A 26,811-nucleotide genomic window follows, 5' to 3' on the forward strand; every position below is an offset into this window, starting at 1 on the left:
CCTTCTTTCGTCAAATGCTTGTCAGCGTCTGATGTTTTTGAAAGATTAGACCTTTTAGCCGTCTATGGCTTAGTTGCCACCAAAACTGCACGGCGTGGCGCGGGATGCCCTTCAACCGTTTTACTTGGGTCATTCGGGTCTAAGTAATCAGGCAGTGAGTTGTGTGTCATCCATTCGGTGGTGCGTTGTTCACCGACCGTAGTTACGTTTTCATCGACAATACGTACGTCTTTAAAACCCACTTGTTCTAGCCAGCGCTTTAGAGCTCGCGCCGAAGGGAAGAAATAGACATTGCGCATTTGTGCATAGCGGTCAACAGGCACAAGTACCGCGTTTTCATCGCCTTCGATGACCAGAGTCTCCAGCACTAGCTCACCGCCTGACACTAGCTGGTCTTTAAGTTGAATCAGATGGTCAAGTGGAGAGCGGCGGTGATATAAAACGCCCATGCTGAACACCGTATCGAACGCTTCTAGTTTTGGTAGCTGCTCAATGCCGAGTGGCAACAAGTGAGCACGCTGGTCGCCCCCCATTAGTTTGCGAATGGCTTCGAACTGAATTAGGAACAGATGAGAAGGGTCGATACCAACAGTCAGTCGAGCACCTTCACCCAACATACGCCACATGTGGTAACCATTACCGCAACCCACATCAAGAACGCTGCGGTTTTTCAATGGTGTAATGTGTGGAAGAACACGATCCCATTTCCAGTCGCTGCGCCACTCTGTATCAATATGAATGCCGTGAACCGTGTACGGGCCTTTGCGCCATGGGTGGAACGTCTTAAGCAGGTTTTCTAACTTCTTCAATTCACCGTCATGAAAAGGGGTATCGTTAGTCAGCGTTACTGAGTTCTTCAGATCAACTTGATCCGGAGCTCCTTGTGGGATCTTGTTTAAAGCGCGTAACCAGCGGTCGAAATCACCGTGCTCCGCATTTTGCCAATCCGTTAACTGTTGAGGAAGAATATTCAGCCAAGGTTGCAGGCGCGTATCTTGAGCAATGAGTTGGTAAAAATTGGCAAAGTTAAACATAGTTTTTCACTGAGTTAATTAGGGACGATAACCCTAAAGTAAAAATTAAAATCGTCACTCCCTACAGTGAGGGACGAACATGATAGGGAATCTCGGTTATATCGTATTGGGTTTGAGATCCCCAACTCGCTCGTTCCTCGCTCTTGAGGATGACACTTTGATACGAGTTATTTGTGTCGCTCTTATGATTCCAAGATTGTAGCGTTAAGTTGACAACTACTTAACCGCAAACATCGAGCCAAAGTTAAAACACTGGAACCAAACTTCGTGGCTAGAGAAGCCAATTTTATCGAAGCGATTTTTATGTACTTGAATTGAATCTGGGCGCATCACGTTTTCGATGGCACTGCGTTTTTGGCTCACTTCCAACTCGCTATAACCGTTCGCACGCTTAAAGTCGTGGTGCAGGTCAATCAGCAGCTCGTTTGCGTTCTCATCTTCAAAGACATATTTTTCAGACAAGATAAGCACACCACCAGGACGAAGACCAGCGTAGATCTTCTCTAGTAGAGCGAAGCGATCTTCAGGCGAAAGAAACTGCAGCGTAAAGTTGAGTACCACCACGGAAGCATCCGTAATTTCAATTTCGCGAATGTCCGCTTCAATCACTTCTACAGGGGTGTCGCTACGGTAAGCGTTAACGTGAAGCTTACAACGTTCGACCATGGCTTCTGAGTTATCAACGGCGTAAATTGTACAGCCTTCTTGTTGAATGTGACGGCGCATAGACAGCGTCGCAGCACCTAAAGAACAACCTAGGTCGTAGATGTTTGAGTGTGGTTTGACAAAGCGTTCCGCCATCATGCCGATCGCAGAAATGATGTTGCTGTAGCCTGGAACTGAGCGTTGAATCATATCTGGGAATACTTCAGCGACCCTTGCATCAAAGGTGAAATCACCGATTTTATCAATAGGAGCGGAAAAGATAGTGTCTTTGTTGCTCATAGCGTTCTCTCTCGACAGTCAGCAAATTAGCGCACTTTCGCGTGCTAAATAAAAGGGGGCGTATTTTACGTAAAAAATGTCACTGTGTCACGAAAACTCAGGTTTCACTGCCAATGGCTTGGTGTAGGTGAGTTAGAACATGCTGATTTGCGTATCCCCCTTATTAGCCGGAAATTCGGAGAGTGGGGGCAGATTGATATTGTGATGCTGCTGACATTGCTCGATTAGCTGTTTGTATATCGTGGCTGCCAGTTCTGGAGCATGGTCATTATCTGGAGTGTGGATCATTAAATAAGGCTGTTTTCCTTCCGCTACCCACGTCGGAAGCTTGGATAACCAAGGTTTGAAAAACTCAAGATTGGGCTTCTCGTCATGCTGACCAATAAAACGAATCATCGGGTTGTTCGATGTCGCGATTGCATGCACGGGTACGCGTGGTTTTTTCTTGTGTGCATCAATAATGGCTTCTGTTGTTGGTGCTGCGGCAAACACAGGGCGACTATCCATAATGATGCGGTTGATGTTCTCTTCAACTAACCAATGATTAAAGCGCTTTTCGTCGTCGCTTTTATCAAAAAAGCCAAGGTGACGTACTTCTACGCCAAGTTTCATCTCTTTTGGGAAGAGTTTACAAAACTGTTGCAGCACAGGCAGTGATTCTGGCTCGAACTGGTGAGGCAACTGAATTGTCCATTGACCAATACGTTCATGCAGCGGTGACATGATTTGTAGGAACTCTTTCAACTCTGCTTGGCAGTGTCTGAGCTGCTGTTGATGGGTGATGAATTTCGGCAACTTAAATGTAAATCGAAAGTCATCATGGCTTGCGCTGCGCCAATTGTTTACCGTAGTGATAGAAGGGGTTGCATAGAAGGTAGTATTACCTTCAACGGTATGAAAAACATGACAATATTTCTCTAGTCTTTCTGCAGGTTTGGTGCCTTTTCCATAGAATTGGCTCTGCCACTCTGAGTGTGACCACATAGTCAGTCCGAGTCTTAAAGGTAATCTTGTCATGGTATCTAAAAGTGCTTTGGTTGCTTTAATCAAAAACACTCTACGAGACTTTTGCTGACTTGGGTACTTTCAATATATAATTAGCGCAATTTTTTCAGTGTTGATGAATATTTGTGCGAGATTTGTGCCGCTTTGGCTGTTTCGTGAGCTATAAAGCGTCAAAGCTGAATAAAACACAACAAATAGGCGTGGGAAAGGTCGATTTTAGATAAGTTTCCGCGTATAAATGGATCTTTGAATTGTAATTAGATTCGGTCTAGTTACAGCATAGAAATTAGTAATTATTAAGAGATTGGGAAATTCATTATGCGTACCCATTACTGTGGTAACCTGAACAAGTCCCTGGCGGGACAAACTGTAGAACTTTGCGGCTGGGTAAACCGTCGTCGTGATTTGGGCGGTCTTATTTTCATCGATATGCGAGATCGTGAAGGTATCGTTCAGGTAGTTGTAGACCCAGATATGGCAGATGCGTACGAAGTAGCTAACCAACTTCGTAATGAATTCTGTATCAAACTAACGGGTGAAGTACGCGTTCGTCCAGACAGCCAAGTAAATAAAGACATGGCAACGGGTGAAGTTGAGATCATCGCTAAAGGTCTTGAAATCATCAACCGTGCTGACGTTCTGCCGTTAGACTTCAACCAGAAGAACTCAGAAGAGCAGCGTCTAAAGTACCGTTACCTAGACCTACGTCGCCCAGAGATGAGCGACCGCATCAAACTACGTGCTAAAGCGTCTAGCTTTGTTCGCCGTTTCCTAGATGACAATGGCTTCCTAGACATCGAAACACCAGTACTAACGAAAGCGACACCAGAAGGTGCACGTGACTACCTAGTACCTAGCCGTGTTCATAAAGGCTCTTTCTACGCGCTTCCTCAGTCTCCACAGCTATTCAAACAGCTGCTAATGATGTCTGGTTTTGACCGTTACTACCAAATCGTTAAGTGTTTCCGTGATGAAGACTTACGTGCTGACCGTCAACCAGAATTCACTCAAATCGATATCGAAACATCTTTCATGAGCGCGGAAGAAGTCCGTGCAACAACTGAGAAGATGGTTCGCAACATGTGGCAAGAGCTTCTAGACGTTGATCTAGGTGAGTTCCCAATCATGCCATTCTCTGAAGCGATGCGTCGTTTCGGTTCTGACAAGCCAGATCTACGTAACCCACTAGAGCTAGTAGACGTTGCTGACCTAGTGAAAGACGTTGAGTTCAAAGTATTCTCTGGCCCTGCTAACGACGAGAAAGGTCGCGTTGCAGTTATCCGCGTACCAGGTGGCGCTAAGCTAACTCGTAAGCAGATCGACGGTTACGGTGAGTTCGTTGGTATCTACGGTGCGAAAGGACTAGCATGGATGAAGGTTAACGACCGTGCTGCAGGCATGGAAGGTATCCAATCTCCAGTGGCTAAGTTCCTAAACGAAGAAGTGATCAACGGTATTCTTGAGCGCACAGGCGCTGAGACTGGCGATATCATCCTATTCGGCGCAGACAAAGCAAACACTGTGTCTGAAGCGATGGGCGCACTACGTCTAAAACTGGGTATAGACCTAGAGCTGACAGACGAGTCTGCATGGGCTCCGCTATGGGTTGTTGACTTCCCAATGTTCGAAGAAGACGACGAAGGTAACCTACACGCGATGCACCACCCATTTACATCGCCTCTAGGTGTGACTGCGGAAGAGCTTAAAGCGAACCCAGCAGCTGCAAACTCTAACGCATATGACATGGTTCTTAACGGTTATGAAGTTGGCGGCGGTTCTGTACGTATCCACAACGCTGAAATGCAATCTGCAGTATTCGATATCCTAGGTATTGAAGCTGATGAGCAGCAAGCTAAGTTTGGTTTCCTACTAGACGCACTTAAGTTCGGTACACCACCGCACGCAGGTCTAGCATTCGGTCTTGACCGTCTAGTCATGCTGCTGTGTGGCACAGAGAACATTCGTGACGTTATCGCGTTCCCGAAAACAACCAATGCTTCTTGCCTACTAACAGACGCACCAAGCCTAGCAAATCCAGCTGCACTTGAAGAGCTAGCAATCGCGGTTAAAGCTGCTGAAAAGAAAGAAGAGTCAGCTGAATAAGCACACTACTTTCTTTAAATGACACTTTCTTTGGTGTGATTTTTGTTTATGTAAATTGAAATGCCCGTTAATTTAACGGGCATTTTTTTTATGCTCCTATATACTAAGCTCATAAATAAAGTATGTATAAATAATCAGTATTTTAAGTTATGTCTATTATCCTTGGGATTGATCCCGGCTCTCGTATCACTGGTTATGGTGTTATTCGTCAAAATGGTCGCCATCTACAATATTTGGGTAGTGGCTGTATTCGTATGTCGGAGAAAGAACTTCCTGGTCGTCTGAAGCAGATCTATGCCGGTGTAAGTGAGATCATCACTCAGTTCCAACCTGATGTATTCGCCATTGAGCAGGTGTTCATGGCAAAGAATGCTGACTCGGCGCTTAAGCTCGGGCAGGCTCGTGGTAGTGCGATTGTTGCTGCGGTAAACGCGGATCTTCCAGTACATGAGTACGCTGCACGTCTTATCAAGCAAGCGGTAACTGGCAATGGTGGTGCAGACAAATCACTGGTGCAAAACATGGTGATGAGCATGCTTAAACTCCCAGCAAAACCGCAAGCCGACGCTGCCGATGCATTGGGCGTCGCAATTTGTCATGCCAATACCAACAAAACACTGATCGCACTAGCAGGTAAAGCAACCACAGCAAGACGTGGTCGTTATCGTTAATCTCTCCAACTGATATTCCAATCGCCATCAATTACTTATCTTTGATATGAAATGAGACTTCAAAAACAGTTTTTGTTAAATAGGTTCGCATTCCATTTAACAATTAACTAACATTGGTCGGAGGTCTTACAAGTCAATCAAGGATGATTATCGATGAACCCAATTACATGGTGGCGATCGCTCTTTCTACCCAAAACTCATCAATGGGGCAGCAATGAGTCGCGACAGGCGGACATTTTACTACTGTTTACTTTCATTGCTTTTATCGTTGGACTTTACAGTCTGATTAAATGGAGCAAACACGGTGAGCAACTGCTGATTGCAACCTCTATCTTCCTCATTGTCCTTGAGCTGGTTTCGGCCATCGTTTTGAAGCTATCGAAAAATCCAATCTTGGCCCTTAATTTTGGTTTTGTCGGTATGGCTGTTCATGCACTGAATATCATCTATCAAAGCGGCGGGGTCGTCGATTCTACTCAAGCTTATTGGGTGCCATTGCTGGTTGTTGCTTTCTTCCTGTCAGGAACCAGAATTATTGCTCTTGCATGGAGTGCCCTAGTGATAGGCGTGGCGGTAGTGATGACTTCTATGCACCTGAATGGCGCGGTATTCCCCAATATTACGTTGGATGAGCAAGCAATGGTGGTGGAAACCTGGTCTGGAGTGGTGATGCCTCTAGTGGTGATATGTATTGCACAAGCGTTTACCGCGAAGCAGAAAGAGATTGCGATTGAGCAAGCAGAGACTGCGAAAACACAAAGCCAAAGCGTTGCAGCTCAAGCTACTCAAAGTGAAGCACAACTCTCTGTTGTTCTAGACCAAGCCAACAATAATTCACAGAGCTTGCAAGGCGTCTCGGTACAGCTTGATCAGCAATCAAAAGATCTTCACGCTCAAGTTGAAGTTCTAAACATGAACTGTGAGTCTCAAGCGAGTGCTGCTGAACAAATGAGCCAACAGCTTCACCAGATGACAGAAGGGCTTGAAGAGTCCAACTCTTTCGTCAATGAACTGAAAGAGCGCAGTGAAGCGGTTGGAGTGAAAGCGCAGAAAAGTTCAGAATCTTTAGAAGCGTCGACCAATGCCATTAGTCAAATTATCCAAAGTAACCAAGAGATCATGAAAGTGGCAGACTTGATTACGTCGGTGGCAGAACAGACTAACTTACTGGCACTCAACGCAGCAATAGAAGCGGCGAGAGCAGGGGAGCAGGGTCGAGGCTTTGCGGTGGTGGCGGATCAAGTCCGTGAACTATCTGCGAAAAGTAGCCATTCTGCGATAGAGATCAGAACACTGCTTGACCGAAGTAAAGAAGAAGTGGAACACGGGCGCACTATTATCGAAACCACGGAAGCTGAAATGAGTGGCATTATTTCCGAGGTTCAGACCATATCTTCAGATGTTAATCAGCTAACCAATATCATGGCTATGCAGATGGGATCTTTGCATGAGCTCGATCAGGCTAGCACTGAAGTTGCAAAGAGTGTTGCAGAGACCAAAACCGTATCAGGGCAAGTTGCATCAAACGGTATTCAATTGAATCAACAAGTCGATCTCGTTAAGCAATTAGTCGCAAGCCTGAATAGCGCGGTGTCAAACGCCAAACATGCCTAATTAATTCCCCAATCAAATAGAAAGAACTGGATAAGCATCCAGTTCTTTTATATTCTGTCCATCAAATCATTTTCCATCAAGAGAGTAAGTTGTGATCGGACGTCTTCGCGGTATTTTAATTGAAAAACAGCCACCAGAATTGTTAATTGAAGTGAGTGGCGTTGGCTATGAAGTACAAATGCCAATGAGCTGTTTCTATGAACTACCTGCTGTGGGCGAAGAAGCGATTATTTATACGCATTTTGTTGTGCGTGAAGATGCCCAACTGCTTTATGGATTTAATACTGTTAAAGAGCGAGCTCTGTTTCGAGAAGTGATCAAGGCTAATGGCGTTGGTCCTAAACTTGGTCTTGGTATCCTTTCGGGAATGACGGCAAGTCAGTTTGTTCAGAGTGTTGAACGTGAAGATATCTCAACGTTGGTTAAGCTGCCGGGGGTTGGTAAGAAAACCGCTGAGCGTTTGGTTGTGGAAATGAAAGATCGACTCAAAGGTTGGGGCGCGGGTGATCTGTTTACACCAGCGACGGATGCAGCTCCAATTGATTCAACACCGAATGCACAAGATGCTGAAGAAGAAGCGGTAAGTGCACTTCTTGCTCTCGGTTATAAACCGACACAAGCTTCTAAAGTGGTGTCGCAGATTGCCCAAGATGGAATGACAAGCGAGCAACTTATTCGTGAAGCACTAAAATCGATGGTATAAACTCGGTTTACCTAGATACATGAAATGCACTCCGTAACACTGAGTTTTCAAGCTAGTGTCGTGAGAGTGCAGTAAAGAACTCAAATAGAATAAGAGCTTGTCACTCTTAAGTTGGAATAACCTATGATTGAAGCGGATCGCCTAATAGCGCCGGACAACCCAGTATTTAAAGACGAAGACGTCATCGATCGCGCGATAAGACCAAAAGCGTTAGCAGATTACCAAGGCCAAGATCACGTGCGTGATCAGATGGAAATCTTCATCAAAGCGGCACAACTTCGTAGTGAGGCGCTTGACCATCTCTTGATTTTTGGTCCTCCGGGTTTGGGTAAAACCACACTAGCGAACATCGTAGCGAACGAAATGGATGTGAATATCCGTACGACTTCTGGGCCTGTATTGGAAAAAGCGGGTGACTTAGCGGCGCTGTTAACGAACCTAGAAGAGAACGATGTGCTGTTCATCGATGAAATACATCGATTGAGCCCAATGGTTGAAGAGGTACTCTATCCGGCGATGGAAGACTACCAATTGGATATCATGATTGGTGAAGGCCCTGCGGCACGTTCTATCAAAATCGATTTGCCACCTTTCACCCTAATCGGTGCAACAACGCGAGCAGGCTCTTTGACATCGCCACTGCGTGACCGTTTTGGCATTACGCAGCGCCTTGAATACTACAAGGTCGATGATCTACAAAACATTGTACAGCGCAGTGCAGACTGTTTGGGGCTCTCTATGGACCCTGAAGGCGCTCTTGAAGTGGCGCGTCGAGCTCGTGGCACGCCTCGTATTGCTAACCGTCTGCTGCGTCGTGTGCGTGACTTTGCAGAAGTGAAGGGCAATGGTCATATTTGTGCAGATGTGGCTGACAAGGCGCTGAACATGCTTGACGTTGACGCCAAGGGTTTTGACTATATGGATAGAAAGCTTCTACTGGCGATCATGGAGAAGTTTGGTGGTGGCCCGGTTGGTATCGACAACATGGCTGCAGCGATTGGTGAAGAGCGTGACACCATAGAAGATGTGTTAGAGCCGTATCTGATTCAGCAGGGGTATCTACAGCGAACCCCTAGGGGCCGAATCGCCACTGATCGAGCATATCTTCATTTTGGAATAGATAGATCAAGTTAATTGGTTGTTGTGTTTTATAAACCCTGGTTGCATAAGCGCCAGGGTTTTTAGTTATTTATAGAATAACAACTCTTTGCGCAAGTCGATATTAGTCTCCGATATGCCATTCCAAAACTGAAAACATTGATTTCAAATTTGACGTCGCTAACAAAAAATGAAATAAGTTGTCACAATCCTTGTTAATACTTTATGGGTAGTTGTAATTCAAATGTTGAGTGAGTGATAGCGGCATGTCACAGATATCATGCATCGTTATTACCAACCCAATAATTGGTGTGATTTTAATCATGTTTGGTTAAAAATAACTCTAAATTGCTCGTAGAAATTTGATACAAATCAACGCAGGCTTCTCCTATAAACCTTTTGAAACATACTGATTTTACCAGTAATATTAGCGCTAGCTATATTAGCTCATGCTTAACAATAATCTAACTATAACGGTACGTTTTTGCTACAAATTTCAACTTGTAATAACAATTACGCTAATTGTTTTAACATGGATTTTTGCGGTGAATAATCACACAAGTGTCATTCAGCCGACACAAAGGAGTTACCATGATTGATGTTGTTGATCTGTCGCGATTGCAGTTTGCACTGACAGCGATGTATCACTTCTTATTTGTTCCACTGACTCTTGGTATGGCGTTTTTGCTTGCCATCATGGAGTCTCTATATGTAATGACCGACAAACAAATTTACAAGGACATGACCAAGTTCTGGGGAAAATTGTTTGGTATTAACTTCGCTCTAGGTGTAGCAACCGGCTTAACTATGGAGTTCCAGTTTGGTACTAACTGGTCTTATTACTCTCACTATGTTGGTGACATCTTCGGTGCCCCTCTGGCAATCGAAGCGCTTGTTGCATTCTTCCTAGAGTCTACTTTTGTTGGTCTTTTCTTCTTCGGTTGGGATAGATTGTCAAAGCGTCAGCACTTAGCAGTAACATGGTTGGTAGCGCTTGGCTCTAACTTCTCTGCGCTGTGGATCTTGGTTGCCAACGGCTGGATGCAGAACCCAGTGGGTGCTGAATTTAACTTTGAAACAATGCGTATGGAAATGGTGAGCTTCGCTGAAGTTGTCCTAAACCCAGTAGCGCAAGTTAAATTCGTACACACAGTGGCTTCTGGTTACACAACGGGTGCAATGTTCATCCTAGGTATCAGTTCTTACTACATTCTAAAAGGTCGTGACCTTGCTTTTGCTCGCCGCTCTTTCGCGATTGCAGCATCATTCGGTATGGCTGCGATTCTATCTGTAATCGTTCTAGGTGACGAATCAGGTTACGAGTTAGGTGAAGTTCAGAAAGTGAAGCTAGCAGCGGTAGAAGCTGAATGGCACACAGAAGAAGCTCCAGCTGCATTTACTGTGTTTGGTGTTCCAAACCAAGAAACGATGCACACTGACTACGCGATCAAGATTCCTTACGTTATGGGTATCATTGCGACGCGTTCTTTTGACAAAGAAGTAACAGGCCTGCGTGATCTACGTGACGAGCACGTTGAGCGTATTCGTACGGGTATGTATGCATACGAGCTTCTAGAAAAATTGCGTGCAGGCGATAAGTCTGAAGCAAACATGGCAGCATTTGACGAAGTGAAAGGTGACCTAGGTTACGGTCTGCTTCTTAAGCGTTACACAGACGAAGTCGTTGATGCAACAGAAGAGCAAATTCAAATGGCTGCGGACGACTCGATCCCAACTGTTTGGCCTCTATTCTGGTCGTTCCGTATCATGGTTGCATGTGGCTTCATCATGCTATTCGTATTTGGTGCAGCATTTGTGCAAACATGCCGCCAAAAAATCGAACAGAAGCCATGGATTCTTAAAGCAGCGCTATTCTCAATCCCTCTACCTTGGATTGCGATTGAAGCAGGTTGGTTTGTTGCAGAATATGGTCGTCAGCCATGGGCTGTAGGTGAAATCCTACCGACCAACGTTGCAGCGTCAGCTCTGACTATTGGCGAGCTTTGGACATCACTATTTGCAATTCTTGCACTGTACACAGTGTTCCTGATTGCAGAAGTTTACCTAATGCTTAAATTTGCTCGCAAAGGCCCAAGTAGCCTTAAGACAGGCCGTTACCACTTCGAACAAAACGACAACTCTGTTGAAGACAAAGTTAGCCGTTCAGTAGAAGTATAAGTGAGGGAATATTATGTTTGATTACGAAATCTTACGACTTATTTGGTGGGTCCTAATCGGTGTTCTACTGGTAGGTTTCGCCGTGACTGATGGCTTCGACATGGGTGTTGCGGCTCTGTCTCCTGTTATCGGTAAGAGCGACACTGAACGTCGTATTATGCTGAATACTATTGCCCCTCACTGGGATGGCAACCAAGTTTGGTTAATCACAGCGGGTGGTGCACTGTTTGCTGCATGGCCTCTTGTTTACGCAACGTCGTTTTCTGGATTCTATCTAGCGATGTACGTAACCCTAGCGGCACTTTGGCTTCGTCCACTTGCTCTAGACTACCGTTCTAAGATTGAAAATCCTAAATGGCGCAAAGCATGGGATTACGCGCTTTGCTTCAGTGGCACAGTGCCACCAGTTATCTTTGGTGTTGCATTTGGTAACCTACTGCAAGGTGTTCCATTTGAGCTAAACAGCCTGCTGATGTCTGAGTACAAAGGTTCGTTCTTTGCTCTATTAAATCCATTTGCTCTACTGTGTGGCGTACTAAGCTTGATGCTATTTGTTATGCAAGGTGCGACTTGGCTGCAAATGAAGACCACTGAGTCACTGCACGAGCGTGCACGCGGTGTTGCTCAAATCACAGGTCTAATCGCTGTAGCACTATTCGTAGCGGGCGGTCTCTGGGTTCAGTCTATCGATGGCTACGTGATTACAAGCACGCTAGACACAATGGCTGATTCAAACCCACTAAACAAAGAAGTAGCAGTTCAAGCTGGTGCTTGGATGGCAAACTTTGAAACCTACCCAGCAATGTGGGCTGCGCCTATCCTAGGTGTGGTAATGCCATTGCTAGCAGTGGTTGCGTCTCGCTTTGAGCGTGGTGGTTTTGCATTCTTGTTCTCAAGCTTGTCGAACGCTGGTGTTATCCTAACGGCGGGTTTTGCGATGTTCCCATTCGTGATGCCTTCTAGCCTAATCCCGAACCACAGCTTAACAATGTGGGATTCAACAGCGAGTGAACTAACACTTGGCCTGATGACTGCAGTTGCGGCGGTAATGGTACCTGTGATTCTTGCTTATACGACTTGGACTTACTACAAAATGTTCGGTCGTCTGGATAAGAAACACATCGAAGATAACGACGTTTCAGCTTACTAAGCTAGAAGTTAAATAACTTAGGAGAAATTTTATGTGGTATTTCGCATGGATTTTGGGTGTACTTCTAGCATGTGCATTCGGCATCATTAACGCTCTTTGGTTAGAGCACTCTGAAATGATGGATAAAGACAGTGAGTAATCTCACTGAGCAAGTGACTAAGCTGCATCAACCTATGGACAAGACTCTGCTTCGAGTTTTGTCTCTGGTACTGGGTTTTGTGCATGTTGGCTTGGTTATGTGGAACCCAGAAGCCTACGCTGAGAGCATTGGCGGCTTTAATGCTGTCATCGGCCCAATGTTTATTTGGGCTGTGTGTTCAAGCATGGTTTTCGGGGTTGGTTTTAAGCCTAGAGCATGGGTATGGCAGCTGCTGTTTAGCCCATATGCTTCACTCACAATTTTGCTCTACTTAACAGTGTTAAGGTTCATATAGTGGCGTCAATGCCCATGAATACAGGCTTTATTGCACTGTTTGGTTTTTAGCCGAAAAGAGGTCATCTTATACAGATGGCCTTTTTTTTCACCACACAAATCAAATATTTCATGCCGTTATAGTATTAATGTCAAAGAGTTGAGTTATAGTGATATCTTTAACGTTTTTGTATTGTGGTATGAGTTTGCAGGGATCATCTAAGCCATTTACTTGGCCTATCACCGTCTATTATGAAGACACCGATGCGGGTGGCGTCGTTTATCATTCCAACTACCTGAAATTTTTTGAACGCGCTCGAACCGAGATGCTGCGCTCAATAGGGGTATCTCAGCAAGTCCTTTTAGAACAAAATATCGGTTTTGTTGTCCGACACATGGATATCGATTTTATCCTAGGTGCACGCCTTGATGATGCTTTACAAGTCATTACAAAGATTTATGAACTGAAACGGGCTTCCCTAGTATTCTGTCAGGAGATCGTAAATCCTGATGGCAAAGCATTGTGTAAAGCAATGGTTAAGGTAGCATGTATCGACAATCAGAAAATGAAACCTAAGGCTATGCCGACTTTTATTCTTACGGAGCTGACAAACAGTGACTGCTGAAATCTCAATTTTAGGCCTTATTTTAGAAGCCAGCTTACTGGTTAAACTGGTAATGCTTACCCTAATGGGTATGTCTGTCGTCTCGTGGGCGATGATCATAAAAAGAAGCAAGGTGCTTTCTCAAGCGGCGAAACACACAGAGACCTTTGAAGATAAATTCTGGTCAGGTGTTGATCTGTCTAAGCTATACCAAGAAAGCAACAAGCGTAAAGATGAGTTGTCTGGTACAGAAGAGATCTTCTATGCAGGCTTCACCGAATTTGCACGTTTGCGTAAATCTAACGCGACGTCACCAGATTTCATTATGGAAGGCACTGGTCGCGCGATGCGTGTTGCTGTCGCCCGTGAAGTCGATGAGCTGGAAACCAACTTACCATTTCTTGCAACGGTAGGCTCAATCAGTCCATACATTGGTCTTTTTGGTACTGTATGGGGGATCATGCATTCATTCATTGCATTAGGTGAAGTGAAGCAAGCTACGCTAGCAATGGTGGCACCGGGCATCGCAGAAGCACTTATTGCAACCGCAATGGGTCTATTTGCCGCGATTCCAGCGGTAATGGCGTACAACCGATTCAGCAGTCGTGTAAGTAAGCTAGAACATAACTACGCGACATTCTCTGAAGAGTTCCACAGTATTCTTCACCGCCAAGCGATGGCTGGCAGGGAGTAATCAATGGCAGGATACCAACCTAAAAAGCGCAAAATGACTGCAGAGATTAACGTTGTACCTTACATCGACGTTATGCTGGTTTTGTTGATTATTTTTATGGTGACCTCGCCGTTTGTAACTCAAGGAGTGGATGTAGAGCTACCACAAGCCTCAACAGCAAAATCGGCTCAAGATCTTCTAGGTGACGATAATGCCAGCTTTATCATTGTTGAAGTAAATAAAGACGGTGAGCTAGGGCTAAGTGTGAACAACGAAGAAGTGCAACGTGGTCTGTCACTGCAAGAGATCATTGTGCGAGTGAAAGCGGAACTTTCAATTAAGCCCAATTCACCTGTGGCGGTTGGTGGCGATGCTGCAACGCCGTATGCTGAAGTGGTTTTACTACTTGATGAATTAAGCCGAGCAGGGGTGCCGAAGGTTGGCCTACTGACGGACATAAGGGAATAACTCCGTAGCATTCATGAAAACAAAAAAGACTAAATCGAATAGCTTAAGTACACCACTTATCGTGTCGCTAGCGCTGCACGTGGTGTTATTCGTTGTGCTGGTTGTGGGTGCAGATTTTACTATGTCTGAGCCCGAGCCAAGCGGCCAAATGGTTCAGGCTGTGGTTATTGATCCACAATTGGTTCGCCAGCAAGCGCAGCAGATTCGTCAGCAACGAGAAGCTGCGAGTAAGAAAGAACAAGAGCGCCTTGATAAGCTGCGCCGAGAAAGCGAACGCTTAGAGCAAAACCGCAAGGCGGAAGAAGAGAACATTCGCAAGCTGAAAGAGAAGCAAGCCAAAGAGGCAAAAGCGGCTCGTGAAGCAGAGAAGCGTCGCGTTGAGCAAGAGAAACAGCGTAAAGCAGAAGAAGTTCGTCTTAAGCAAGAGAAAGAGCGTGCAGCGAAAGCCGAAGCCGATCGTAAGCTCAAAGAAGCCGCATTAGTTAAAGCGGAACAAGAGCGTAAAGCGAAAGAGGCGGCTATCGCAAAAGCAGAACAGGAACGCTTGGCAAAAGAGCAGGCGGCTAAAGAAGCGGCAGAAAAAGCACGTAAAGAGAAAGAAGCGGCTGAACGCGCTGAAAAAGAGCGTTTAGCGAAAGAGAAAGCAGCGAAAGAAGCAGCTGAAAAGGCACGTAAAGAGCAAGAGCGATTAAAGCGACTTGAAGAAGAGCGTAAGCAGCAAGAAGCGGCACTTAACGACATCTTTGCTGGCCTTGAAACCGAGGCCTCGCAAAACTCTTCAGCAAGACAACAATTTATTGGTGATGAAGTTCAGCGATATGGTGCGATTTACACCCAGCTTATACAGCAAAACCTGCTGTTGGAGGATAGCTTTCGGGGAAAGTCGTGTAGGGTAAATCTAAAACTGATCCCGACTGGATCAAACGCTATTTTAGGTAATCTTTCAATTTTAGAGGGTGACAGCCGTCTGTGTGCTGCGACGAAACGAGCCGTAGCTCAGGTGCAGTCTTACCCACTACCGAAAGACCCAGATATCGTAAACTCTCTGAAAAACATCAACCTAACAGTATCACCAGAGTAAAAGGACGAACCCGTGTTAAAGAAACTATTACTAAGTTTTGTGTTTGTAATAGCGACCAGCAGTCAATTTGCACATGCTGCTTTGGAGCTCGTTATTACCGATGGTATCAACTCGGCACGACCGATTGCGATTGTGCCTTTTAAATGGGAAGGTAAAGAGAAACTGCCACACGATGTGTCTGCTGTGATCGCATCAGACTTACAGCGCAGTGGTAAATTCAGCCCAGTTGCAACCAGTAAAATGCCACAAACACCATACAGCGAAGCAGAAGTTGACTTCGATGCATGGACAAACCTAGGTGTTGATTCTCTCCTGACTGGCAGTATTACTCAGGATGCGCAGGGTCAGTATGTGGTGAATTATCAATTGGTCGATATTGTTCGTGGACAGCTTACTAAAGGTCAAAGCCGTGCACTGAGCGATGAAGGTCAACTGGTTCTTTCGAAAGACCACGTTCTTTTCAATAAGAAGGCAACTGTGCCAGGCCCGCGCTTGCGTGAATATGCACACCGTATTTCAGATCTGGTTTATGAAGAGTTAACAGGTGAGAAGGGCGCGTTCCTAACACGTATCTCTTACGTTGTGGTGAATGACAAAGATAAATACCCGTACCAACTGCGCGTAGCGGATTACGACGGTTACAACGAGCGTTTGGTACTTCGTTCTAAGCAACCATTGATGTCTCCAGCTTGGTCACCAGACGGTAAGAAACTCGCTTACGTGAGCTTTCAAAACGGTCAAGCGGAAATCTTTATCATGAACATCTACAGCGGTGAACGTGAAAAGGTGACGTCATACCCTCGTCACAATGGTGCGCCAAGATTCTCTCCTGACGGTAAGAAACTGGCATTAGTACTTTCGAAGACAGGCAGCCTGCAGGTTTACACGCTTGACCTACAAACTCGTAAGTTAACGCAAATTACTCGTGGCCGTGCTAACAATACGGAACCTTTCTGGCACCCTGATGGCAAGTCTCTCATTTTTACGTCTGATCGCGGTGGTAAACCCCAGATTTATAATGTAAATTTGTCAGATAATTCTACCCAACGAATTACTTGGCAAGGTAGCCAGAACTTAGGTGGTCAAATTACCCCTGACGGTCGATTCCTGATCATGGTGAATCGCAGCAACTCTGGATTTAACTTGGCCAAGCAAGATTTGGAAACAGGCGCAGTACAAGTATTAACAAAAACTTTGCTAGACGAGTCTCCAAGTATTGCACCAAATGGAGGTATGGTTATCTATAGCTCTATTTACAACCAAACAAATGTACTGTCGATGGTCTCTATCGATGGTCGTTTTAAAGCTAGATTACCGGCTACTAATGGACGCGTAAGAGCACCAGCGTGGTCGCCGTTTCTGTAGCCACGCCTAAAAGCAATTAGCTATTGATAGTAATAACTATTGTAGCAAGCAACTATCTATAGCAATTTATCAGCTGTAGAAACTAAGTTTGATAACGTAAGGAAAATAAGATGCAACTTAATAAAGTTCTTAAAGGCTTGATGATTGCACTACCAGTGATGGCAGTAACAGCATGTAGTTCAAGTGATGATGCAACATCTGCGACTTCTGGTACTGAAACTAACCAAGCAACTTCAGGTTCAGAAAACAACGTAGATACAACTGTTGTGACACCAATTGACGCGAACGGTCAACTGTCAGAGCAAGAGCTTAAAGAGCAAGCACTACGTGAAACTCAAACTATCTACTTCGCATTCGACAACGCTACAATCGCGGGCGATTACGAAGAGATGCTAGCGGCTCACGCAGCTTACCTAAGCAAAAACGTAGACATGAAAGTTACTGTAGAAGGCCACGCTGATGAGCGCGGTACTCCTGAGTACAACATCGCTCTAGGTGAGCGTCGTGCTCAAGCAGTTGCTAAATACCTACAAGCTCTAGGTGTTCAAGCTGACCAAATCTCTATCGTAAGCTACGGTGAAGAGAAGCCACTTCTTCTTGGTCAATCTGAAGACGTGTACGCTAAAAACCGTCGTGCAGTACTAGTTTACTAATTAGTAGACTTTTTAATTGAGGAATAGCCTCATGATCAGTAACAAAAAGCGTGTCATTATGCTTTCGTTACTGGTAAGTGCAGCGGGCACCGCGCTCGCTGCACCTGCTCCAGTATCCGATCTTAATAGCACCACAACCAATTCAACTTCCTCTTCTACTCGAGCGGCTTCCAATGAAACCGATATCGAGCGTCTAGAGCGCTTGCTACAAAATCGCAATCGCGTTCAACTTCAAATGCAGCAACAAATGGACGACATGGCTCTTGAGGTCAGTGAGCTACGTGGTCAACTTGAGCGCAATAGCTATGACATGAAACAGATGTTAGAGCGTCAGCGTGAACTGTTTATTGAACTAGATAAAGTAAGAAGTGAAGTGAAAACATCAGGCTCTGTAGCTGCGGTTGTTCCCGAAACAGACGCGAAAGGCGCCGAAGGAACCTTCAGTACTGATGTGGATGAGCAAACCGCTTATCAAAACGCTGTGGATATGATCCTAAAACAGCGAGACTACACGGGTGCAATCACTGCATTCCAGAAGTTTCAAACAGACTTCCCAGATTCTACGTTCACACCTAATTCACACTACTGGTTAGGTCAGCTCTACTTTGCTAAGAAGCAAGATAAAGAGGCAGTGAAGAGCTTTGCGGCTGTTGTAGCTTACAAAGACTCTAATAAGCGCGCTGATGCTTTAGTGAAGCTTGGAGACATCGCTGCGCGTAACAATAACTCTGAGCAAGCGAAAAAGTACTACGAACAGGTGGTGGCTGAGTACCCGAACAGTGCATCGGCAAAAGTAGCCAAGACTCATTTATAGTTCTTTAGTAAAAGAGGCGCATTAGCGCCTTTTTTTATACCCAATCCTTTTTGATCCCAATCGTTGTACTGTGTAGAATGCTCTAATTCTCGGAAGAAGTTGCGTAGAGCAGAAGCAATGAGCCATATATTAGATAAAATCGACACTGTTTACCCATTCCCACCGAAGCCAGTTCCATTGAACGATGCTCAAAAGCAGGCTCACATAGCGAACATCAAAAAGCTACTAAAAGAAAAAGACGCTGTTTTGATTGCTCACTATTACACGGACCCTGAAATCCAGGCACTCGCAGAAGAGACGGGCGGTTTCGTTGGTGATTCGCTAGAGATGGCTAAGTTTGGTAACCGTCACCCAGCGAGCACACTGATCATCGGTGGTGTTCGATTCATGGGCGAATCAGCGAAAATTCTGACACCTGAAAAGCGCATTTTAATGCCAACTCTAGAAGCTGAGTGTTCGCTTGATCTGGGCTGCCCAGCGGATAAATTCACTGAGTTTTGTGATGCGCATCCAGACCATACGGTTGTGGTTTACGCGAATACATCAGCTGCGGTAAAAGCGCGTGCTGACTGGGTTGTCACATCAAGTATTGCACTTGAGATTGTCGAAAGCCTAGATGCTGAAGGCAAACCAATCATATGGGGCCCAGACCGTCACTTAGGTTCGTACATCGCCAACCAAACAGGCGCAGATATGCTTCTATGGCAAGGTGAATGTATTGTTCACGACGAGTTCTCTGCAGATGCATTGAGAAAGATGAAATCTGTATACCCTGAAGCAGCAATTCTTGTACACCCAGAGTCTCCAGCAAGTGTGGTAGAGCTCGCTGATGCAGTGGGTTCTACTAGCCAGCTTATTAAAAAAGCGAAAGAGTTGCCGCACCCGCAAATGATTGTCGCGACAGACAAAGGTATCTTCTTCAAGATGCAGCAATTGGTGCCTGAAAAAGAACTGATTGAAGCGCCAACAGCAGGTGCTGGTGCAACATGCCGTAGCTGCGCACACTGTCCTTGGATGGCGATGAATGGCCTAGAGGCGATTGAAAATGCGCTTGAGAATGGTGGTGAGCAACACGAGATCTTCGTTTCTGAAGAACTGCGCGTGAAGTCTCTTATCCCATTAAACCGTATGCTTGATTTTGCTGAGCAGTTGAATCTGCAAGTGAAAGGTAACGCGTGAGTTCGCTCTCCGTCAGTATCTAAAATCTAGTCTCTATTCTGAATGACCCCCAATAGTTGGACACCAAGTATTGGGGGTCTTTTTTTTGTACCTTTTTTCGAGTTTTACACCTGATATCTTGTTGATATCGCAAATTTTTCCTAGCATGTAATTAACAAAAAACTTAATTGAGGTGTGGATGGTTATCTGGTTACAGCTTAAACGCTGGCTTCAAGCGAACTTATTTGTGTTAAACGGGAAGAACTTGTTGGTGGCGTTTGCAGGCTATGTGTTCACGGCGTGGCTACTGTTGTTCATTGCTGGTGAGCATGATCTTACGTCTTCATTGACTATCTTCGCTTACTATCTGGTCGTGACTGCTTCAACGGTTGGCTATGGTGATTTGTCACCAGCCACAGCGTTTGGCCAATGGATAGTGATTCTATTTGTGATCCCCGGAGGCTTGAGTTTGTTTGCCGCGTTACTCGGTAAAGTTGCGACTGAAGGTGTTGAATATTGGCGTGCGGGCCTGTTGGGTAAAAGGAGAATCCGAGTGGAAAACCACATTTTAATGTTAGGTTGGAATGAACAAAGAACGATTCATCTCATAAGAATGCTGCAACATGAAGAGACAGGTAAGCGACCAATTGTGTTGTGTACGCGTTCTGATATTGAAAACCCTCTGCCTGGAGAGATCAACTTCGTTAAAGTGAACAGTTATACCGATGGTAAAGAGATGAAAAAAACGGGGATTGAGTCGGCAAGCTGTATTCTTATCGATAACCCAGAAGATGACATCACTCTATCGGCGGCGCTTTATTGCGCCAATCGCAATCCAAATGCTCACTTGTTGGTTTACTTTAAAGACGAAGCCTTGAGTGACCTTCTCCACAAGCATTGTCCAAACTCTGAGTGTATTCCAGCCGTGGGCGCAGAAATGCTGGCTAAAGCGGCTGTTGATCCAGGCTCGAGCGCTTTACACCAAGAGCTACTGAGCTCCACTCGTGGCATGACGCAATATTCTACTTACTACCCAGAGAGTGCAGAGAAGACAACGGTCGCGCCAATCTTTAGTGTATTCAAAGAGCGTTATCAAGCAACGCTGATCGCGATTGATCACGGCAAGGGGCGGGGGATCGAACTTAACCCAGAACTGGATGTGGAAGTGACTGGAGGATCAAAACTCTTTTATATCGCAGACGAGCGTATTCCGGAGTTTAACTGGCAAATCATCACAGACAAATTGAGGAGTTAGACACTCCTGCGTCAATCAGATCGAAAAAAGGCTTCCGTTGGGGAAGCCTAGTACTTTTTCGTTCATTACACCTAGCGATGCAAGTTCGACATAAATCGTTATTGAGCTTCAGCTAGAGCGATACCACGTTGCGTTAAGCCGCACAGCATAACGGGTACAGCATTGAAGATCTCTTCAAACTGCTCCAAACCTTCAACACCTTGTTCTGCTAGTGTCGCGATCGACGTTTCTGGATCGTAAAGCATGCTAATAGATAGAAGAACGCCACCAACTAATGCGTTGTCTTCACTCTCTTCTGGCATCAATGTTTCCCAGTCATCACGAGCGATTTGCCAGCCTTGCAGCAAGCCTTCGCAGAAGTCACGCGTTGCTTCGTTCACTACCTCTTCTTCGTCTAATTGGCAAGCTTCTGGCCAAGTCCAGCTACCTTCCATCAAAGCTGGGCGAGTTTCATTCCAAAGCGCAATGATAAGCTCAATATAGCTCTCTAGTTGTTCGCCATCAGCGAAAGGAGCAACTTCTTCACCTCCCCATAAGAATGGAAGCCACTCGTGTGGCGTTAACACGTTTGGCGCGGCTGCCATTGCAGTCACAAAGCCAAGTGTTTTGTGTTCTGTGATAAGTTTGCCTTCCAACTCAGGAAGCGAAAGAATTTCTTGTAGTGTCAAACTGAAGTACCGTAGTAGGTGAAACAAATTGGTGCTTATAGTACCAATCTTGTTGTCGCAATCAAAACCCAATCTAAAAAGGCTTGATGTAACTGGATATAGTCGCTAGCTTAAACAAAAAAGCAGCAATAAAATTATATGCAGATACGTTCCTCTCTTAAGAAAAAAAGCATGGTTGCCCTTGGATTATACCTTGCAACCTTTATTGCCATTATCGGCAGTGTCACCTATTTCGTTGTTGAATCGCCGGTACGCGCTAAGCTCCAACAGAATTTAGACTTAAGGGCAGAAATCCTTTCATCATTAATTGAGGCACCGCTTAATAGCTCAGAGGGCTTTTTACGTAGCCTTGTCGGACTTGCACAAGCTCAACCTGACCCCAATTTATTGGCTCAGCATTTCAAGTCAATCCTCGCGGCCAGTGACGACACCATAATTAGTGCCGGCATCTGGCCTGAACCTTATGTATATAATCCTGAGCGAGAACAAGACAGTTACTTCTTCAATAAAGCTGATGATGGCAAAGTTGATCAGATCTTCTCGTACAACAACCCCAAATCCATGCTCTATCATCAAGAGGCTTGGTATAGGTCAGTTGTCGATAAACCGATGGGAACGGTGTCGTGGAGTGATGTTTACTTAGAACCATACACTCATATCCAGATGATTACGGCTTCCGCTCCGTTTTATCTGGACGGCGAGTTCGCGGGTGTTGCAACGGTAGATTTATCCCTCACCGAACTTCTCAACTTTATAAAGAGCCATGCTGAAGAGTATGACCTAGGCATTACGTTACGTGACCAAGATCAGCAGATATTGGTAACACACAACTATAACTTGGTTGATGGCATCTATATCAGCCAGCACAAATTTGGTCAGTTTGATTGGCAGGTCGATGTTGTCAATTCCAAATGGTTGGTTGCTGACGAAGTGTCTAGACAGGTCATCAGTATTGAGTGGGGTATCGCACCTTTCTTGCTTTTGTGCGTGATGGCTGGTTACTACTTATTAAACCGATATCTAATTAGCCCCATTACGACGATTGCAGCTGAGGTCGATGGTTCCAAGGCGGGAGGGGTCATAGATGTTAACTATCAAAGCCAAGATGAAATTGGCTACCTAATCAAAACATTTAATGAAAAAACGGTATTCCTAGAAGCTGAGAAAGTAAAAGCTCAAGCGTCGACCAATGCCAAAACTGCCTTCTTAGCAACACTTTCTCACGAAATACGAACGCCAATGAACGGGGTTTTGGGTACGGCACAAATTCTTCTCAAGACACCTTTAAACCGCGAACAAGAGAAACTTCTGCGTGGGCTTTATGAATCTGGCGATCACATGATGACGTTGCTCAACGAGATTTTGGACTTCTCGAAGATAGAGCAGGGCAAACTCGAACTCGATAATACGCGTTTCCCACTGGATTCACTCATTGGCAGTATTAATAGTGTTTACTACACCTTATCTGCTGAGAAGGGGCTTCAGTTTAAGGTCTACACTGAAGTGCCAGCAGGCCGTTGGTATTTTGCTGACAAGGCGCGTCTGCGTCAGGTTCTGTTTAATTTGCTCAACAACGCGGTGAAATTTACCTCACGCGGCTTTGTCGAAGTCTATTTCAAAGAAATTGCTAAGAATGGCAATACCTATCTGAACATTCGAGTTCGTGATACTGGTATTGGCATCTCCAAAGAAGCGCAAAAACGTATTTTTAATCCATTCGAGCAAGCTGAGTCGTCCACGACGCGTCGCTTTGGCGGCACGGGATTAGGTTTAGCGATTGTGAAGCAAATTGCCGAGTTAATGGGTGGTGATGTTCAAGTGACCAGTGAAGAGGGGATTGGAACCAGCTTTGATGTGAACTTAAAAATCGAACCGACAGAGCCTGGAGAGCTAGAAAGCGTGCCACACTCCAAGCTTAACTACTCAGGTTTAAAAGTCTTGATTGTGGAAGATAACCGAACGAACACTGTGATCATTGAAACTTTCATGGAAAACAAAGGCTTTACTTGTAAGAGTGTTGAAAATGGAGAGCTTGCGATTCAGGCTTTGGCGTCCGAGCGCTTTGACTTGATTCTTATGGATAATCACATGCCCGTTATGGATGGCGTAGAGTCAACAACCGCAATACGTTCACTGGCTGATGAAGTGTCATCGGTGCTTATTTTTGGCTGTACTGCGGATGTCTTTAAAGAGACGCGTGAGCGAATGATAGGGGCAGGGGTTGATTACATCATAGCTAAGCCGATTGATGAGCGAGAGCTTGATGACGCGCTCTTTAGATTCTCTAGCAAGCTTTATCAATATCATGACTCTCAAACAAAGAAGAGTGAAGAGCCGGTAAACAAAACGCCAGATAACACCGAGGAACTCTTGGTGACTTTGTACATTGCCCTGGAAGACCAAAACATAGAGTTGGCGACGTTTGCATTAGAGAACCTACTTATTCATATCGAGCCTACAGAGAACTCTTTGCTTCCATCATTATTAACTCAAGCGATTCAAGAGCTTTCAAAAGGGCGCTTCCCCCCTCAAGAACTCATTAACTCGATAACCGTCAATATTCCAGTCGAATAAGTGTACTTTAGTTACGGTAAATGAAATACATTTTGAGTAAAGCTTGAGCTAAATCTACTTTACTGGTGGAAGTAACTGGTTTTACTCTAAATTCTGGTTGTAAATTTACAACTTTATTTTAAATTCAAAATCTATCACTGCAAATCTTATGTTCTAATAGTGACATAATCTGGCTGGGTATTGATTTGCCCTTGTTATATGTTACTAAATCACTGGATTGGCAGTGGTATATTTTGGGTTTGGTGGAATGAAGTCTCGTGGACCATTTTGTATTCGTAACGCAGCGGCGGATACTTTTGCTATGGTAGTTTTCTGTTTTATCTCTGGCATGATTGTTGAGATTTTTATCTCGGGTATGTCGTTTGAGCAGTCTCTTGCATCACGAACACTCTCTATTCCTGTCAATATTGCAATCGCATGGCCTTACGGTGTTTTCCGTGATTGGGTACTACGCAACGGTGCGAAGCTGTCTGGCAGTTCATTGGCAAAAAACCTGTCTGATCTGATCGCGTATGTTCTATTTCAGTCACCAGTGTATGCTGGTATCTTGTTCGCGGTAGGCGCGTCAACAGATCAAATCGTGACTGCGGTGACGAGTAATGCCGTGATTTCGTGCGGTATGGGTGTGCTATACGGTTACTTCTTAGATATGTGCCGTAGATGGTTCCGTGTACCGGGTTACTATCAACAAGCATAATCCTGCTGATATTTGGTCTGTTTTCAAACGAATGAGTTAATTTGTAAGCGAACAGACCAATTAGGGTAACTTTTTTGATAATGCCCCTTGACCAAAGCGAGCAGAATCAATAAAGTAGCGCCTCGTTGAGCGACATAGCTTAACAACAAAATTTGGTGAGGTGTCCGAGTGGCCGAAGGAGCACGCCTGGAAAGTGTGTATACGGAAACGTATCGAGGGTTCGAATCCCTCCCTCACCGCCATATTTTTACGAATAAGCCCTTGTTTTACAAGGGCTTTTTTGTGTCTGCACCAAAATTCAATTGGCATGATACGTACAAGTGATACGATCATGTTTCTTCTTAAAGACCGCAATGCTAGCTACTATGCTCGCTACTACTTTTCCAAAGAATTAGTTGGGAGAGGTTTCCCTCCTGAACTTAGATTCTCTTTATCAACAAAGCAACGCGCTATCGCAAAAGAGCGAATGATAGCTGTCATCTCTGCGATTCAAATTCAAGTTAGTAAGTTCGATACTCTAAAACCTGCAAAGGAACAGCTTAGTGAGCTGAAAGGGGTGCTGTCAGATATGAGGACTCATGGGTTTAAGCAAAACTCAGTTGCTACGACGTCAAAGTCGAAATTTAAAAAGCCTGTGGCTAGACCTAAGAAAAAGAAGTCTCCGACACAAAGTAATTACCAGAGACATGTCGATGAGTTTTTGAAGGGTAAAAGTGCAGAGAGAATCTCACTAAGAAGTGTTAACCAGTTGAAGCTTCGCTTGGGTAGATTCTTTACGTTTGTCAGAAAGTTTGACGTACAAGAGGTGTCACCAAAAGATGGTATGGCGTTCAAACAGTATTTGCTTGAAGAGGGGAGTTCTGAGAAGACGACAAATGAATATCTTGCCGCCAACCGACAATTCTATTCATGGTTGAAAATACAAGAGGTTATCAAGGTGAATCCACTTGATAACATTAAAGTGAAGAAGAAGTCTCAACAAGCGTTTGAAGAGCGTAGTAGGTGGTCGCACTCTCAACTAAAACACCTGTTTAGCCATGAAAATTTTAAAGACTACAAAACTTTGAAATCAGGTAAAAAGACCATCCAATCTCAACTAGAAGACTATTGGATACCCTTATTACTCCTGCATACGGGCGCTCGAAGTGCTGAAATTTGCCAGCTTGATACGGCTGATGTTTTGCAAGTCGATGGGCACTGGTGTATCTCGATTAATGATGATGGCGACAACAAAACTCTCAAGAGTTTATCCGCTAGGCGCATCGTTCCACTTCACTCCAAACTGATTGAACTTGGTTTCGTCGACTATGTTCAAAATCGCATCCAAAGACGTGAAAAGAAGCTTTTCTCGCTCAACCCTATCGGAATGTACAACGATTGGGGGAAACAGTTTGCCCAACGATTCCAACGTGTATTGAAGTCGCAAGGCTTTGTTGGTAACTCTCGTCGTACTCTTCATGGTCTACGTCACACATTTGTCGATGAACTCAAACAAGTTGGGGTAGATGAGCACATTGTTGCGCAATTAATTGGGCACACTACGAAGGGCATTACTTTCGGAAGATACGGAAAGACAGCGTCTATTGAAAATTTATCTATGGCAGTAGAAAAATTAGATGTCGCAGTATTGTGCATTTAAATTCAATTATTTTGAATTAAATGATAATGGGTTGATTTGTGAGGTGCTTAATCAATGAGCGGAACTCACTTGGAATAAGTCATCTTTGACCGAGTTCAATGCTTGTGTGACTTATTTTAAGTGAGTTTTTGGGCTTAAGATCCCCAATTCAAGTCAGCAAAACCCTAAATGAAGTCAGCAGATCCCCAATTCAAGTCAATTTTTTGTGTAGGATCCCTAATTCAAGTCAGCAAAACCCCAAATGAAGT

The 26,811-nt window shown here is 44.8% G+C and carries 25 protein-coding genes and 1 tRNA gene; 22 read left to right on the forward strand and 4 right to left on the reverse strand.

Features of this window, described 5'->3' with window-relative positions; genetic code table 11:
* Window positions 1–62 precede the first annotated feature (62 nt).
* From cmoB to AC6I7V_RS05155, 3 genes are all read right to left on the reverse strand, one after another.
* A complete protein-coding gene (cmoB, locus tag AC6I7V_RS05145) occupies window positions 63–1,034 on the reverse strand; it encodes a tRNA 5-methoxyuridine(34)/uridine 5-oxyacetic acid(34) synthase CmoB (protein ID WP_032549422.1) in 972 nt (323 codons plus the stop codon).
* Between the two features lie 216 nt (window positions 1,035–1,250).
* Window positions 1,251–1,979, reverse strand: coding sequence for a carboxy-S-adenosyl-L-methionine synthase CmoA (cmoA, locus tag AC6I7V_RS05150; protein ID WP_498011468.1), 729 nt, complete (start codon window positions 1,977–1,979; stop codon window positions 1,251–1,253).
* Between the two features lie 132 nt (window positions 1,980–2,111).
* Complete coding sequence (locus AC6I7V_RS05155; RefSeq protein ID WP_498011646.1) at window positions 2,112–2,996, reverse strand: DUF72 domain-containing protein; 885 nt, start codon at window positions 2,994–2,996, stop codon at window positions 2,112–2,114.
* 306 nt (window positions 2,997–3,302) lie between these two features.
* Between AC6I7V_RS05155 and aspS the strand changes: the two genes are divergently transcribed.
* The 18 genes from aspS to AC6I7V_RS05245 all read left to right on the forward strand — a co-directional run bounded on the left by aspS (window position 3,303) and on the right by AC6I7V_RS05245 (window position 20,985).
* Entirely contained in the window at window positions 3,303–5,087 is a 1,785-nt protein-coding gene (aspS, locus tag AC6I7V_RS05160; protein WP_498011469.1) for an aspartate--tRNA ligase, read from the forward strand.
* A gap of 149 nt (window positions 5,088–5,236) precedes the next feature.
* The gene (gene ruvC, locus AC6I7V_RS05165) at window positions 5,237–5,758 is read left to right on the forward strand and encodes a crossover junction endodeoxyribonuclease RuvC (RefSeq protein WP_032549418.1); all 522 of its coding nucleotides are present in this window, start codon (window positions 5,237–5,239) and stop codon (window positions 5,756–5,758) included.
* A gap of 153 nt (window positions 5,759–5,911) precedes the next feature.
* Complete coding sequence (locus AC6I7V_RS05170; protein WP_498011470.1) at window positions 5,912–7,372, forward strand: methyl-accepting chemotaxis protein; 1,461 nt, start codon at window positions 5,912–5,914, stop codon at window positions 7,370–7,372.
* Between the two features lie 91 nt (window positions 7,373–7,463).
* On the forward strand, window positions 7,464–8,075 hold the full coding sequence (gene ruvA / locus AC6I7V_RS05175) for a Holliday junction branch migration protein RuvA (protein WP_498011471.1): 612 nt from the start codon (window positions 7,464–7,466) through the stop codon (window positions 8,073–8,075).
* Window positions 8,076–8,198: 123 nt separating this feature from the next.
* Window positions 8,199–9,209, forward strand: coding sequence for a Holliday junction branch migration DNA helicase RuvB (ruvB, locus tag AC6I7V_RS05180; RefSeq protein WP_498011472.1), 1,011 nt, complete (start codon window positions 8,199–8,201; stop codon window positions 9,207–9,209).
* A 555-nt stretch (window positions 9,210–9,764) separates the two neighbouring features.
* Window positions 9,765–11,351, forward strand: a complete 1,587-nt coding sequence (cydA, locus tag AC6I7V_RS05185; RefSeq protein WP_261882882.1) for a cytochrome ubiquinol oxidase subunit I — start codon at window positions 9,765–9,767, stop codon at window positions 11,349–11,351.
* 13 nt (window positions 11,352–11,364) lie between these two features.
* Entirely contained in the window at window positions 11,365–12,501 is a 1,137-nt protein-coding gene (gene cydB, locus AC6I7V_RS05190; RefSeq protein ID WP_255230984.1) for a cytochrome d ubiquinol oxidase subunit II, read from the forward strand.
* Between the two features lie 31 nt (window positions 12,502–12,532).
* Window positions 12,533–12,640 carry a cytochrome bd-I oxidase subunit CydX gene (cydX, locus tag AC6I7V_RS05195; RefSeq protein ID WP_000270284.1) on the forward strand — a complete coding sequence of 36 codons (108 nt, stop codon included), beginning with the start codon at window positions 12,533–12,535 and terminating at the stop codon, window positions 12,638–12,640.
* Window positions 12,633–12,935: a cyd operon protein YbgE gene (ybgE, locus tag AC6I7V_RS05200; protein WP_372068359.1), complete on the forward strand. Its 303-nt coding sequence runs from the start codon at window positions 12,633–12,635 to the stop codon at window positions 12,933–12,935. The genes cydX and ybgE overlap by 8 nt, the downstream gene beginning before the upstream one ends.
* Window positions 12,936–13,101: 166 nt before the next feature.
* A complete protein-coding gene (gene ybgC, locus AC6I7V_RS05205; RefSeq protein ID WP_498011647.1) occupies window positions 13,102–13,539 on the forward strand; it encodes a tol-pal system-associated acyl-CoA thioesterase in 438 nt (145 codons plus the stop codon).
* Window positions 13,529–14,212 (forward strand): protein TolQ, encoded by a 684-nt coding sequence (gene tolQ, locus AC6I7V_RS05210; protein WP_255230982.1) that lies wholly within the window; start codon window positions 13,529–13,531, stop codon window positions 14,210–14,212. Before ybgC ends, tolQ begins: the two co-directional genes overlap by 11 nt.
* A 3-nt stretch (window positions 14,213–14,215) precedes the next feature.
* The gene (gene tolR / locus AC6I7V_RS05215; protein WP_255230981.1) at window positions 14,216–14,659 is read left to right on the forward strand and encodes a protein TolR; all 444 of its coding nucleotides are present in this window, start codon (window positions 14,216–14,218) and stop codon (window positions 14,657–14,659) included.
* Window positions 14,660–14,672: 13 nt separating this feature from the next.
* Window positions 14,673–15,740 carry a cell envelope integrity protein TolA gene (gene tolA, locus AC6I7V_RS05220; RefSeq protein ID WP_498011473.1) on the forward strand — a complete coding sequence of 356 codons (1,068 nt, stop codon included), beginning with the start codon at window positions 14,673–14,675 and terminating at the stop codon, window positions 15,738–15,740.
* A 12-nt stretch (window positions 15,741–15,752) separates the two neighbouring features.
* Complete coding sequence (gene tolB, locus AC6I7V_RS05225) at window positions 15,753–17,105, forward strand: Tol-Pal system beta propeller repeat protein TolB (RefSeq protein WP_372068355.1); 1,353 nt, start codon at window positions 15,753–15,755, stop codon at window positions 17,103–17,105.
* A gap of 110 nt (window positions 17,106–17,215) precedes the next feature.
* Window positions 17,216–17,758 carry a peptidoglycan-associated lipoprotein Pal gene (pal, locus tag AC6I7V_RS05230; RefSeq protein WP_255230978.1) on the forward strand — a complete coding sequence of 181 codons (543 nt, stop codon included), beginning with the start codon at window positions 17,216–17,218 and terminating at the stop codon, window positions 17,756–17,758.
* Between the two features lie 31 nt (window positions 17,759–17,789).
* Window positions 17,790–18,572 (forward strand): tol-pal system protein YbgF, encoded by a 783-nt coding sequence (gene ybgF, locus AC6I7V_RS05235; protein ID WP_498011474.1) that lies wholly within the window; start codon window positions 17,790–17,792, stop codon window positions 18,570–18,572.
* Window positions 18,573–18,689: 117 nt separating this feature from the next.
* Window positions 18,690–19,751 (forward strand): quinolinate synthase NadA, encoded by a 1,062-nt coding sequence (gene nadA / locus AC6I7V_RS05240; protein WP_255230976.1) that lies wholly within the window; start codon window positions 18,690–18,692, stop codon window positions 19,749–19,751.
* Between the two features lie 178 nt (window positions 19,752–19,929).
* Window positions 19,930–20,985: a potassium channel family protein gene (locus AC6I7V_RS05245; protein WP_498011475.1), complete on the forward strand. Its 1,056-nt coding sequence runs from the start codon at window positions 19,930–19,932 to the stop codon at window positions 20,983–20,985.
* Window positions 20,986–21,083: 98 nt separating this feature from the next.
* Here AC6I7V_RS05245 and AC6I7V_RS05250 read toward each other — a convergent pair whose 3' ends face one another.
* On the reverse strand, window positions 21,084–21,653 hold the full coding sequence (locus tag AC6I7V_RS05250; protein ID WP_255230974.1) for a UPF0149 family protein: 570 nt from the start codon (window positions 21,651–21,653) through the stop codon (window positions 21,084–21,086).
* A 138-nt stretch (window positions 21,654–21,791) separates the two neighbouring features.
* Between AC6I7V_RS05250 and AC6I7V_RS05255 the strand changes: the two genes are divergently transcribed.
* The 4 genes from AC6I7V_RS05255 to AC6I7V_RS05270 all read left to right on the forward strand — a co-directional run bounded on the left by AC6I7V_RS05255 (window position 21,792) and on the right by AC6I7V_RS05270 (window position 26,563).
* A complete protein-coding gene (locus AC6I7V_RS05255; RefSeq protein ID WP_498011476.1) occupies window positions 21,792–24,227 on the forward strand; it encodes a hybrid sensor histidine kinase/response regulator in 2,436 nt (811 codons plus the stop codon).
* 247 nt (window positions 24,228–24,474) lie between these two features.
* On the forward strand, window positions 24,475–24,924 hold the full coding sequence (locus AC6I7V_RS05260; protein ID WP_261882887.1) for an L-alanine exporter AlaE: 450 nt from the start codon (window positions 24,475–24,477) through the stop codon (window positions 24,922–24,924).
* Between the two features lie 154 nt (window positions 24,925–25,078).
* Window positions 25,079–25,166, forward strand: a tRNA-Ser gene (locus AC6I7V_RS05265).
* 89 nt (window positions 25,167–25,255) lie between these two features.
* Window positions 25,256–26,563 carry a site-specific integrase gene (locus tag AC6I7V_RS05270; protein ID WP_498011477.1) on the forward strand — a complete coding sequence of 436 codons (1,308 nt, stop codon included), beginning with the start codon at window positions 25,256–25,258 and terminating at the stop codon, window positions 26,561–26,563.
* The last annotated feature ends 248 nt before the right edge of the window (window positions 26,564–26,811 follow it).

This window comes from Vibrio sp. KUL70 (assembly GCF_059725515.1).

Excerpts from the sequence above, each read along its gene's own strand:
- cydX (WP_000270284.1), top strand. The coding sequence starts at position 12,533 with ATGTGGTATTTCGCATGGATTTTGGGTGTACTTCTAGCATGTGCATTC.
- aspS (WP_498011469.1), top strand. The coding sequence starts at position 3,303 with ATGCGTACCCATTACTGTGGTAACCTGAACAAGTCCCTGGCGGGACAA.
- ybgF (WP_498011474.1), top strand. The coding sequence starts at position 17,790 with ATGATCAGTAACAAAAAGCGTGTCATTATGCTTTCGTTACTGGTAAGT.
- AC6I7V_RS05255 (WP_498011476.1), top strand. The coding sequence starts at position 21,792 with ATGCAGATACGTTCCTCTCTTAAGAAAAAAAGCATGGTTGCCCTTGGA.
- cydA (WP_261882882.1), top strand. The coding sequence starts at position 9,765 with ATGATTGATGTTGTTGATCTGTCGCGATTGCAGTTTGCACTGACAGCG.
- AC6I7V_RS05170 (WP_498011470.1), top strand. The coding sequence starts at position 5,912 with ATGAACCCAATTACATGGTGGCGATCGCTCTTTCTACCCAAAACTCAT.
- AC6I7V_RS05245 (WP_498011475.1), top strand. The coding sequence starts at position 19,930 with ATGGTTATCTGGTTACAGCTTAAACGCTGGCTTCAAGCGAACTTATTT.
- cmoB (WP_032549422.1), bottom strand. The coding sequence starts at position 1,034 with ATGTTTAACTTTGCCAATTTTTACCAACTCATTGCTCAAGATACGCGC.
- nadA (WP_255230976.1), top strand. The coding sequence starts at position 18,690 with ATGAGCCATATATTAGATAAAATCGACACTGTTTACCCATTCCCACCG.
- cmoA (WP_498011468.1), bottom strand. The coding sequence starts at position 1,979 with ATGAGCAACAAAGACACTATCTTTTCCGCTCCTATTGATAAAATCGGT.
- AC6I7V_RS05260 (WP_261882887.1), top strand. The coding sequence starts at position 24,475 with ATGAAGTCTCGTGGACCATTTTGTATTCGTAACGCAGCGGCGGATACT.
- tolR (WP_255230981.1), top strand. The coding sequence starts at position 14,216 with ATGGCAGGATACCAACCTAAAAAGCGCAAAATGACTGCAGAGATTAAC.
- AC6I7V_RS05270 (WP_498011477.1), top strand. The coding sequence starts at position 25,256 with ATGTTTCTTCTTAAAGACCGCAATGCTAGCTACTATGCTCGCTACTAC.
- ruvB (WP_498011472.1), top strand. The coding sequence starts at position 8,199 with ATGATTGAAGCGGATCGCCTAATAGCGCCGGACAACCCAGTATTTAAA.
- cydB (WP_255230984.1), top strand. The coding sequence starts at position 11,365 with ATGTTTGATTACGAAATCTTACGACTTATTTGGTGGGTCCTAATCGGT.
- pal (WP_255230978.1), top strand. The coding sequence starts at position 17,216 with ATGCAACTTAATAAAGTTCTTAAAGGCTTGATGATTGCACTACCAGTG.
- AC6I7V_RS05155 (WP_498011646.1), bottom strand. The coding sequence starts at position 2,996 with ATGACAAGATTACCTTTAAGACTCGGACTGACTATGTGGTCACACTCA.
- ruvC (WP_032549418.1), top strand. The coding sequence starts at position 5,237 with ATGTCTATTATCCTTGGGATTGATCCCGGCTCTCGTATCACTGGTTAT.
- tolA (WP_498011473.1), top strand. The coding sequence starts at position 14,673 with ATGAAAACAAAAAAGACTAAATCGAATAGCTTAAGTACACCACTTATC.